Origin of the sequence: Mycobacterium sp. (genome assembly GCF_025933915.1) — a bacterium.
In the GTDB taxonomy this organism is placed as follows: domain Bacteria; phylum Actinomycetota; class Actinomycetes; order Mycobacteriales; family Mycobacteriaceae; genus Mycobacterium.
In genome coordinates, this window is sequence record NZ_JAICZA010000173.1 from 1 (window position 1) to 8,668 (window position 8,668).

At 65.9% G+C, this 8,668-nt stretch carries 7 protein-coding genes and 1 pseudogene; 5 read left to right on the forward strand and 3 right to left on the reverse strand.

Annotated features, from left to right (window positions below; genetic code table 11):
- Positions 1 to 409 precede the first annotated feature (409 nt).
- A complete protein-coding gene (locus tag Q0W90_RS20830) occupies positions 410 to 724 on the forward strand; it encodes a hypothetical protein (RefSeq protein ID WP_297594516.1) in 315 nt (104 codons plus the stop codon).
- A gap of 124 nt (positions 725 to 848) precedes the next feature.
- Here Q0W90_RS20830 and Q0W90_RS20835 read toward each other — a convergent pair whose 3' ends face one another.
- The 3 genes from Q0W90_RS20835 to Q0W90_RS20845 form a co-directional block, all read right to left on the reverse strand.
- Positions 849 to 3,059, reverse strand: coding sequence for an acyl-CoA dehydrogenase (locus tag Q0W90_RS20835; RefSeq protein WP_297776313.1), 2,211 nt, complete (start codon positions 3,057 to 3,059; stop codon positions 849 to 851).
- Between the two features lie 191 nt (positions 3,060 to 3,250).
- On the reverse strand, positions 3,251 to 4,381 hold the full coding sequence (locus Q0W90_RS20840) for an alpha/beta hydrolase (protein ID WP_297594520.1): 1,131 nt from the start codon (positions 4,379 to 4,381) through the stop codon (positions 3,251 to 3,253).
- 1 nt (position 4,382) lies between these two features.
- Entirely contained in the window at positions 4,383 to 5,033 is a 651-nt protein-coding gene (locus tag Q0W90_RS20845) for a TetR/AcrR family transcriptional regulator (protein WP_297594522.1), read from the reverse strand.
- A 96-nt stretch (positions 5,034 to 5,129) separates the two neighbouring features.
- Here Q0W90_RS20845 and Q0W90_RS20850 point away from each other — a divergent pair, with 96 nt between their 5' ends.
- From Q0W90_RS20850 to Q0W90_RS20865, 4 genes and pseudogenes are all read left to right on the forward strand, one after another.
- Positions 5,130 to 5,711 (forward strand): VOC family protein, encoded by a 582-nt coding sequence (locus tag Q0W90_RS20850; protein WP_297594572.1) that lies wholly within the window; start codon positions 5,130 to 5,132, stop codon positions 5,709 to 5,711.
- A 35-nt stretch (positions 5,712 to 5,746) separates the two neighbouring features.
- Positions 5,747 to 6,295, forward strand: coding sequence for a hypothetical protein (locus tag Q0W90_RS20855; RefSeq protein ID WP_297776315.1), 549 nt, complete (start codon positions 5,747 to 5,749; stop codon positions 6,293 to 6,295).
- 409 nt (positions 6,296 to 6,704) lie between these two features.
- On the forward strand, positions 6,705 to 8,180 hold the full coding sequence (locus Q0W90_RS20860) for a condensation domain-containing protein (protein ID WP_297594526.1): 1,476 nt from the start codon (positions 6,705 to 6,707) through the stop codon (positions 8,178 to 8,180).
- Between the two features lie 2 nt (positions 8,181 to 8,182).
- Positions 8,183 to 8,668, forward strand: a pseudogene (locus Q0W90_RS20865) (hypothetical protein); the annotation flags it as partial.

An 8,668-nucleotide genomic window follows, 5' to 3' on the forward strand; every position in this document is an offset into this window, starting at 1 on the left:
AAAGGCGCCTCCGGGTGCAGGTGGAGGAGCAAATTGTCAAAGGTAGCTGCTGGGCCCGGAAAAGGCGGGTGATATTACGTCTGGTTGAAATCCACTGCCCGCCATTCGCACGGAATCAGCCGATCCGCTAATACGGATATATTGACATCAGTAAATACGCAGGCCTCGGCCAGTACATCAGTACGTTGGCGCTGACCTCGGGCTTTAAGGTGCTCGGGTCCACCGTTGTCAGTATTTGCGGATAAATAGCTTGCAGAAATACGCATTTTCTAGCACGCAGATATAGCGGGCCTTACGCATCATTGTTGTGCAATTCACACCGTAAATACACGGGTCTCGCTTGTTTGCCTAGAAATGTGCGGCTAACGTTTTAAGCATCGATATCAAATCTTTGAAAGGAGCGCCGTCGATGATTTCGTCGATATCGCCACGCGGCGCGGCCGCAGCCGTTGTGGGCGCCGGAGCCGTGGCGGGCGCGCTGCTGTTCGGCGGCGCCCCCGTGGCCCAGGCCGCCCCCGTTCCGGGTCCCTCCACAAGTTTCGCCAGCGCCGGGCCGCACAGCGGCCCGGGCCTCATTCCCGACCGCCCCGGCGGTCACGGATGGGGCGGCCATGATGGTCGGGGACATGGTGGCTGGGGGAACGGTGGCTGGGGGAACGGTGGCTGGGGCCACGGTGGTGGCTATTGGGCCCACCCCCAGCACTGGGTGAACTGGTGGTGGTGACCACCATCTCCGCGCGGTAGCCGGCCGTCGCCGACACGCCAACCCTCGGGATGGGCGGCCCGCGTTTGGGGGGATCCATGCCGGTCTGACTTAGTCAGGCCGGCATGGCCCTGTTGCGTCCGGTTTACGGATCGCGAGGCAGTCCCAACAACCGCTCGGCAATGATGTTCAGCTGCACCTCGGACGTGCCGCCGTAGATGGTGGTCGCGCGGCTGGCCAGCAGGTACTCGCCCCATTTGCCGGGCAGTTGGTCGGTGTCGCCGATCGCGGCGTCGGTGCCGAACGAGGAGACCGCGAATTCGGCGTAGCCCTGGCCGGTGCGCATCGACAGCAGCTTGGAGACCGCCGCCGACGGCATCGCGTCTCCGCCGGCCAGCGTCAGCAGCGTGGAGCGCAGGTTCAGCACCTTGGCCGCATGACCCTCGGCAATCAACTGGCCGGCGCGGTGCTGCGCGACCTGGTCGAACTGGCCGTCACGAACGAACTCGACAAATTGCGACAGTGTGGCCAGGAAGTTCGCCTCGCTGCTGCCGATCGATACGCGCTCCGCGGTGAGGGTATTGCGGCTGACCTCCCAACCCCGGTTCACCTCGCCGAGCACGCACTCGTCGGGCACGAACACGTCGTCGATGTAGACGGTGTTGAACATCGCGTTACCGGTGAGCTCGCGCAGCGGCTTGACGTCGACGCCTTCACTGCGCATATCCAACAGGAAGTAGGTGATGCCACTGTGTTTCGGCGCGCTGGGATCCGTCCGCGCGAGCAGCGCCCCCCACTGCGAGAACTGCGCGGCGGTGGTCCAGATCTTCTGGCCGGTGATGCGCCAGCCCCCGTCGGTACGGGTGGCCTTTGTGGTCAGGCTCGCCAAATCCGATCCGGCGCCCGGTTCGGAAAACAGCTGACACCACACCATCTCGCCGCGGAAGGTCGGCGGCAGGAACCGCTGCTGTTGCTCGTCGGTGCCAAACGCCACGATCGACGGGACGATCCAGGTGGCGATGCCGGTCTGTGGCCGCTTGACCCGCCCGGAGGCGAATTCCTGCGCGATGATGATCTGCTCCACCGGCCCGGCGGCCCGGCCCCACGGCTTGGGCAGATAGGGCAGCACCCAGCCGCCCTCGGCGATGGCGACCTTGCGCTGGTCGCGCTCGATCGCCTTGAGCGCCGACACTTCGGCCCGGATCTCCGCCCGCAACTTTTCGGTGTCGGGGTCGAGGTCGATGTCGACCGCGCGCATCCCGGTACTGGTTGCGGTGTCGACCACCTTTTGCGGGTAATCCGAGCTGCGGCCGAAGGAGGCGGCCAGCATCAGGGCCCGGCGGTAGTACACGCCTACGTCGTGCTCCCAGGTGAAGCCGATCCCGCCGTGCACCTGAATGCAATCCTGCGCGCACCGTTGGGCGGCCGCCGGCGCCAGTGTCGCAGCCACAGCGGCGGCGAACTCGACGTGGGAACCGGTAGTGTCCCAATGGTTTTCGCGGGCCTCATCGATCGCGCGGGCGGCATCCCACACGGCTGCGGTGGCCCGCTCGGTGTCGGCGATCATCTCGGCGCACTTGTGTTTGATGGCCTGGAATTGGCCGATCGGCCTGCCGAACTGCTCGCGGATCTTCGCGTAGTGCGACGCGGTGTCGGTCGCCCAGCGCGCCACCCCGATGGCTTCGGCGGACAGCAGCGTTGTCATCACCGCGTGCGCGGTGCCCATGCTCAGGTTCGTCAACACGACGTCGTCGCCGACCTCGACGGCGTTGGCGCGCACATCGGCGATGGGCCGCAACGGGTCCAGGCTTTTCACCGGCTCAATCTCGAGCTGGTCGGCGCGCAGCACCACCCACGCCTCGCCGCTGTCGATCGCGACGGGAAGCACCAGCAGCGAGGCCTGCGCCGTGGCGGGGACCGCGCGGAGTTCGCCGCGGATCACCAGCGAATTACCCTGCCGGGTGGCGGTCAGCGCGCAGCAATTCAGGCCGTAGGCGGCGATCTCGGCGCCGGACGCCAGCTCGGCGAGCACCTTCGCGTCCGGGTCGTGCGCGGAGATCAGGGCGCTGGCGATCGCGGAGGGGACGAAGGGGCCGGGCACCGCCCCGTAACCGAATTCCGCCAGCACGATGGCCAACTCGAGGATGCCGAAGCCCTGCCCGCCGACGGATTCGGCCAGATGAACGCCCTGCAGGCCCTGCTCGGCCGCGGCCTGCCAGTACGGCGGAGGGTTGACCAGCTTTTCCAGCGGCGTCTCCATCGCCTCGTGCAGTGTCTCGGACGGCGCGACGCGCGCCACCAGCGACCGCACCGAGTCGGCCAGTTCTCGATGCTCGGGATTTATCGCGATCGGCATTGGTCGCCTTCCGTTGCTGCAGGACGCCGTGTCGGCCAAGTACCTTCCAAGCTAACAACCAGTCGGTTGGTTGACGACATGGGCTCGTGGCGATCGCATGAGCGGCGGAGCCGGGTGCTGCGGGTCGCCACCATGCATTCGTGGCGATCGCATGGGCGGCGGAGCCGGGTGCGGCGGGTCGCCACCATGCATTAACGCCACCGCTTGCCGATCCATCCGGTGATGATGTCGGCCTGCTCGCCGCGGGCCCCCGGGGTGGTGAAGTAGTGATCGGTGTCCACCGAGGCCGCGGTTTTGTCCGTGCCGGCGAGGGCGTCGAAGATGCGTTGCGCGTCAGAGGGAAACACGCCGGTGTCGGCGTCGGCATTGATCACCAGCGCGGGGCATCTGACCCGGGCCAGGTGCGGTTCGGCCCGGGTTTGCGCCGTCCGCAGACTCCACATGCTGAGCCAGTTGCGCAGCGTGCAGGCCGTCGCGATGCCGTGGGCCGAGCGGTTCGCCTTGGCCGGGACCCCCGCGTAGCACATGTTGGGCTGCCGTTTGGTCGGCTCGATGCTGGCATCGACCATGCGGGGATCGGCCCAGGTTCGCATGACACTGAACGGGCGATCGGAAAACCCCGCCGCGCGAACGCGTTTGAGCTCCTTTTCGGCCCAGTCGGTGATGGCGTGGTTGCGCGCGGTCTGTGCGGCGCGGTAACGGGCGAGGAACTCCGGTGCATACGGTGGGCCATTGCGCTCGTTGAACAGGTCGAGGTCGGCGTCGGTGGCAACGGGATCGTTCTCGTCGACGACGGCGGCGTCCATCCAGGCGGTGAGCACCTCCGGCCGCCCGGGATGGGCGGCGGTGGCCACATAGCCGTCGGCGGGCCGTAACTCGGTCACTCCGGCCGCCGGGCGCATACCGTCCAGCGGAGTCACGTTGGGCTCGACGGCCTGAGACTGGTAGGCGGCCATCAACGAACCGCCACCCGAGTTACCCAGCAGCACGACGGTATCCACTCCCTGGGCCTCGCGCAGCCAGCGCACCCCGACGCCGATGTCCACCAGCGCGTGGTCGAGCAAAAAGCTGCTTTCGAAGCCGCGAAACCGGGTGTTCCAGCCGAGAAATCCGATGCCGCGAGTGGCCATGTAGTCGGCGAGATAGTGTTCGGAGAAGTCGATCTGGTAGTGCGTGGCGATCATCGCCACCTTGGGTTTGCGTCCCACCCCCCGGTGATACAGCCCCTGGCAGGGATGCCCGCCGGCGCCTGCGCGGCCAGCGGTGGGCGACGGCAGTCCGACGAACTCGCGGATCACTCCGGCACCGGTACGACGAGTCAATTCAGCGGTCCCCCTCACTGGCGTAGATGGCCCGGTAATAGATGTTGGCCAAGGTTTGGATGCAGGCCTGGTCGTCGGGTTCCCCGGAACGTGCCGAACCGAGCTGGATGTAGCAGAACTGGTTGAACATCGCCACGATCGCCTCGGCGATCAGCTGCGGGTCGTCGTGGGGGCAATGGCCCTCGGCTTGTGCGCGGCGGACCGACTCGGCGATGAAAGATATTGGTATCGAGCATATCTCGGCCCAGTACTGGGCGAAGTCGTCATTGATCATCGCCAGCTGTGAAACGCTGATCACCTCGGCAAGCCGGTTGCGGTAGGTGTGCCAGTGCGCGGCGGCCGCCCAGTGCGCGCGCTCACGATCGCTCAAACCGTGTTGGGTCACCGAGAGGGCGCGCTGGTTGGCCTCGTCGCGGAAGCGCAGCGCCCACTGGCGCACCATCGCCTCTTTGGACTCGTAGTAGTTGTAAAAGGACGCCGCCGAGCGGCCCGCCTCCGTGGCGATGTCGGCGATGGTCGCGGCCAGGACACCTTTGCGGGCGATGACGGCCCGGGCGGCCGTGTCGATCGCGGCCTGCGTCCGCCTGCCACGATGCGTGGGCAACTCCGCAGGCGGGCCGCGCCGGTCAGCAGGGGATGCCGCGGTCGACACCTACGCACCTCCCTGGGCCAAAACTAAATCTGATGTTAGATTCAGATTTGGATCTTGGCCAGGCTCGTCGAGCCGGGAACCGAGGGGAGAAACCCGATGATCAAGCCGCACAACACCAACGCGGAATTCGAACTCGGTGGGATCAACCATGTCGCGCTGGTGTGTTCGGACATGGCCAAAACCGTGGACTTCTACAGCAATATCCTCGGCATGCCGCTGATCAAATCGCTCGATCTGCCCGGCGGGGCGGGCCAGCACTTCTTCTTCGACGCCGGCAACGGCGACTGCGTCGCCTTCTTCTGGTTCGCCGACGCCCCCGACCGGGTGCCGGGGATCTCGTCGCCGGGTGCCATCCCGGGCATCGGCGACATCACCAGCGCGGTCAGCACGATGAACCACCTGGCCTTCCACGTGCCGGCCGAGAAGTTCGACGCCTACCGTCAGCAACTCAAGGACAAAGGGGTCCGGGTAGGCCCGGTGCTTAACCATGACGAAAGCCCCATGCAGGTCTCCGCGACGGTGCATCCCGGCGTCTACGTGCGCTCGTTCTACTTCCAGGACCCCGATGGCATTACCCTCGAGTTCGCCTGTTGGGTGAAGGAATTCGGCAGTGGCGACGCCCAGGCCGTGCCCAAGACCGCGGCGGAGCGCCGGCCCCCGGTGGGCGCCGGTCGCTGATTGCGCCACGGCGACCGAGCCGGAGAATGCTACTTATGACCGACGGCATTTTGACCGACGCACAGATCTCGGCGCTGACGCCCGGGCAGCGGCGGGATCTCATTTCCCGGCTGGAGCGGCCCCTCGGCGAGGTCATCGACCCGGAGTTCCTGGCCCGGGTGCGGCGCGTCCGACTGGGTTTGATGATCGGCGGCGCCCTGGCGATGGTTCCGTGGCTGGGGTATCTGGCCGTGACGCTGCCCGAGAACTACGTCGCCCACAACTGGCCGGTCACCTGGGTCGGGTTCGATGTGCTGCTGGTCGGATTCATGCTGGCGACGGCCGTCCTCGGGCATCTGCGCCGTCAGTTGCTGGTGCTCGCCGCGTTCACCACCGGGGTGCTGCTGATCTGCGATGCGTGGTTCGACCTCATGACCGCCGGGCCCAAGGACGTTTGGCTGTCGGTGATCACCGCGCTGCTGATCGAGGTGCCGTTGGCGATCTTCATGATCTTCAGCGCCATGCGCATTATGCGGCTCACCATGATGCGCTTGTGGCTGCTGCGTCCCGGCATGCGGCTCTGGGATCTGCCGCTGTTCCCCTGAGGCGGTGAAGGTTTGGCCCGAGGCCGATAAGGCTCTTGGGCCGAACGATTCTATCCCGAGCTGCGGACGTGGAGAGCCGAATCGGCGATGAATCGTCACGCGCGAAGGCTGCCGGGCGTCGTCACGACCGGTTAGGGCGAGAAAGATTACTGCACCGCCGGCCATCTCGCGGGAGAATGCGAGTCTTTCTAAAACCAAGAAATCTTCGCCTGCGTCAGCTAGCGTCCACGGCAGCGACACAGGGGGTGCGAGCGGCGGGGTAATTCAGTCAACACAGCCGAAAATCCGTCGCGGAATCTCCAGCACGAAACGAATCGATGAGCTCGAAAAGACCAGCGCTGACGGCACTTCCATTACCCCCGCACCGCACTACAAATGTCGGCACCACACAGCACAAGGACTCGAAGAAATGGTCGCACTCGGAAACATCAACGAATGGCAGCCGCCAGAGGGCCCGGTCACGATGTGGATGGCCGCACCCGCCGCGCGCGAAGCCGCACGCGCTGCTCAGCGAAGGGATCTAGCTCCGAGTTACCAACAGAATCAACACCTCTGGGCCTCCTACCACGGTAAGGCCATGAACCGGCAGTTACCCCGACTGATGATCGTTGCGTGGGATGTCCCCGGCACCTGCGACATTCCGGCGATGACGGCGACGGTGAACGCACACGTGCGTCGTCAGGACACGTATCACAACTGGTTCGAATACGACAACGGCGTCTTCGTGCGCCGCGTGATCGACGATCCCGAAGCGATCGAGCTCGTTCCTGTGGCGCTCGGGCAGATGACCGCAGATCAAGTACGCACCCACGTCCTGACCACAACCCCGGACACCCTGGAGTGGGGCAGCTTCACTTACGGAATCGTCCAGCACACGGACTATTTCACGTTCTACGCAAGTGTCGACCACCTGCACATCGACGGCTTGTCCGCCGCCCTCATCTTCCTCGACATCCACCTGATCTATCAGGAACTGGCGCAGACCGGGCGCCGGCCCGCCGCGCCGCCGGAGATCCGGAGCTATCGCGACTACGTTGTGCGCCAACGCGAGAAAGCTGCGGCATTGAGCCTGTCGTCGCCCGAGATCAAGGACTGGATCGCGTTCGCGCGCGACACCGACGGCGACTGGCCGAGTTTCCCGCTGCCCCTTGGTGACACGTGGGCCAGCACCAAAGGCGACCTGTTGACGGTCGAGCTGATGGATGCGGCCGACACGGAGTCTTTCGACGCCGCCTGCGTGGCGGCCGGCGCCCGGTTCATCGGGGGAGTGCTGGCCTGCACGGGTTTGGCCGAGCACGAATTGACCGGCAAAAAGACCTACCACGGCTTCACGGCCAAGGACACCCGGACACCGGGCGTCGACTCGATGACCGTGGGCTGGTTCGCCAGCCTGATTCCGATCACCGTCCCGACCGCCGGCGAAACGTTCGCCCAGGCGGCCAGGACGGCGCAAAAGTCGTTCGACGACGCTCAGCGCCTCGCCGATGTGCCGGTCGAGCGGGTGTTGGAGTTGGCGACACCGGATGAACTGGGCATCAAGCTGCCGACCCAGCTGCCGATGATGTTGTCGTTCCTCGACTTCCGCAAGATCCCCCTCAACGGGTTATGGGCGGAGACGAAGTTCGGCACGTACGGTGACAGCCTTTCCCACGGCGGGGTGAACATGTGGATCAACCGGCAGGCCGCGAACACCACGGTGACGATGTCCTTCCCGGACAACGCGATTGCGCGGGAGTCGGTGCTCCACTACATCGCGACCCTGATCCAGGTATTCGCACGTGTCGCCAGGGCCACCTCGGACGAGCCGGTTGTCGTTGCACCGCAAGTGAACCCGGAGGAACCCACCGGTCCAGCGCCGGACGCGGACGATAACGAAGCGGCGTAGCCATGAGCAACGTGCTGGACCTGGCCGACCAGACTCTCTTTCTCGGTGAGCGGGCGACGGGAGCCACCAGCCTGCTGCAATGTGTCTGGGTCTATGACCGCGCCATCGACACCGGTGGGCTGCGTGAGTTCCATCGACATCTCGGCAGGGGACGGCTGTCTCGGCGGGTTGAGCGGTCCGCATTGCCGTTTGGCCGTCACCGCTGGGTGTCGACCCGCGAGGTGTCCGCCCTCGAGATCACCGCGTCCCCGCGGCCGCGCGACGACATCGACGCATGGCTACAGGAGCAGGCCGACAAGCGGCCGGACGCCGAGCACGGGCCCGGATGGCACCTGGCGATGCTCCCGCTGAGCGACGGCGGTGCGGTGGTGAGCCTGGTCACCACGCATTGCCTCACCGACGGCGTCGGACTGTGCGAGGCGCTGGGTGACGCGGCTTCCGGACGCGACGACGAGGTCCGCTGGCCCGCCGCGGGATCACGGCGGCGG